This window comes from Limosilactobacillus gastricus DSM 16045 (genome assembly GCF_001434365.1).
Taxonomy (GTDB): domain Bacteria; phylum Bacillota; class Bacilli; order Lactobacillales; family Lactobacillaceae; genus Limosilactobacillus; species Limosilactobacillus gastricus.
In genome coordinates, this window is record NZ_AZFN01000046.1 from 1 (window position 1) to 1,985 (window position 1,985).

Annotated in this window: 1 protein-coding gene; it reads right to left on the reverse strand. The window is 36.7% G+C overall.

Annotation, left to right across the window (positions count from 1 at the left end; genetic code table 11):
* Positions 1 to 1,790: Cna B-type domain-containing protein (locus FC60_RS09060; RefSeq protein WP_202812945.1), on the reverse strand; the 1,790-nt coding region annotated here is incomplete at its 3' end.
* Positions 1,791 to 1,985 lie beyond the last annotated feature (195 nt).

The following is a 1,985-nucleotide window of genomic DNA, read 5'->3' on the forward strand; positions in this document are numbered from 1 at the left end:
GTAACTGTGTAGGTAATCTTCTTACCATTTTCAAATTCAGGTAAGTTAGTAAAGCTGTACTTCCAGTTGTCTGATGCCTTCACTGTCTTACTCTGAACAACCTTACCATTAGCTAATAAGTTTACCTTGATTGAATCAGGGCGCTTGCCGTCTTGATCATCATTATCTTTCCAAGTCTTTGTACCTGAAACGGTAGTAACAGCTTTCTTATCTGTGATCGTTGCTGTTGCTCCCTTAGAGTCAAAACTATCAGCTGAAACAGTAACATCTTTAGCCAATGTATATCCCGATGGAGCCGAAGTTTCACGTATAATATAATCATCTTTTAGAAGACCATAAATTGTTCCTTTACCATCAGGACCAGTAGTTATGGTTCCAACAACCCCATTAGTTGACTTGCGAATAACAGAAAAAACAGCATTTGCAAGTGGGGCTCCAGATTCATCCTCTTTATTTATAGTTAAACTATAATTATATCCATTAGCTTTGCCATTAGCCTCTTGGTAAAGAACTCTATTTATAGAACTGTTTATTACCTTCTTATTAGATTTATAGCTAACATCATTCTCGACCAGTTCGCCATTAAGTAATGGATGGTTTGACTTAACCCGGTAGACAATTGCATAACCCTCAGATATATTGCCCAATTTCACTGTATAAGCACTATTGCTTGAATTAATATCAATGTTATATTGGCTTGTCACATCTTGTGGATTGCTCAATGTCCAATAGTTCTCAGAATTTCTTTCCCAATTCCCTTTAGAAATAGAAAAACTTCCGGGCACATAAGAAAAACCATCTGAAGCCAAACTATCAGAGATAACTACATTACTGACACTTTGCATAGAGGCGTTAATGTTGACGTGATAGATAATTTCATTCTTGTTATTGTCATAATCAACATATCCGTACTTCCAAAAGTCTGTTGCTGTATCACCCTTGGAAGGTATGTGTTTTATACCAGATCTATCAATCGTAACGGTGTGCCCATTAATCTTGATTTCCGCTGGTATGGTCTCTTCTTTATTAATTTCACTTGTAGCGGCCGTTACTTGCATATCAATATGGCCACTTATTGAGTCATGTGAATCAACGTAATCGGTGTAGGTTAGAACAAGTGATTTGCTGGGCTTATCGATAACTGCTGTAGCTACAACAGTTTTGCCATCAGGTGCATAAATATTAAACTTCTGAGATCGTTGGAAATCTAACTGATCCGGTAATGAAATAGTTGTTGTATCCCCAGATTTGGCTGAATCTGGAACTGAGAAATCAAAAGAGAATTCTGTAGTTCCTCCACCTGAGATCTCCTTAGTTGATGATCTCTGATTGGTAATTGTAATATCAACGCTAGTTCCTTTATTATATGCAGATGGGGAACTATTATTCTTAGAAATACTATTAACTGATGGACCCTGATTAGTATTAGCCCCACTATTAGAAGTCGAGTATTGACTATTACTTATATAATTACGGTCCTCCTGAACTGGCTGATTATTGTCAGTTGGTGCTCTCGGTTGTGCTTCTGTATTAGTAACTTGTTTCTGAGACGTCTGATCGTCCGAAGAACTAGTATTATCTGTGGTATTACTATTAACGGTACTTATCTGCGGTTCTTCCTGTTGATTAATAACAGTCCCGGACCCCGTACCGTTCTGAGTAATATTTGTCTTGCTATCAGCATATACGGTCATACCATTATTAGATGATATCCATATTGACCCTAATAACGAAAATAAGACTAGTCCCATCATAAATAAAAGTCGACGATGCCTAGATTTATTACTTATAATGTTGCCTCCTTCTTTGTTTTCTATGCGCAATACTAAAGATTATCACATGCCCTTATATTACCATATTCTTATAGAAAATTTCACACTAACTTCATCAACCGTCAACAGTGATATCACTAGTATTAGCGTAGTTAGCAAACGTATGTTCCTTTAAGTTGCTAGGAAGCTGATTAAAAATAGTCGAAAGTCAGT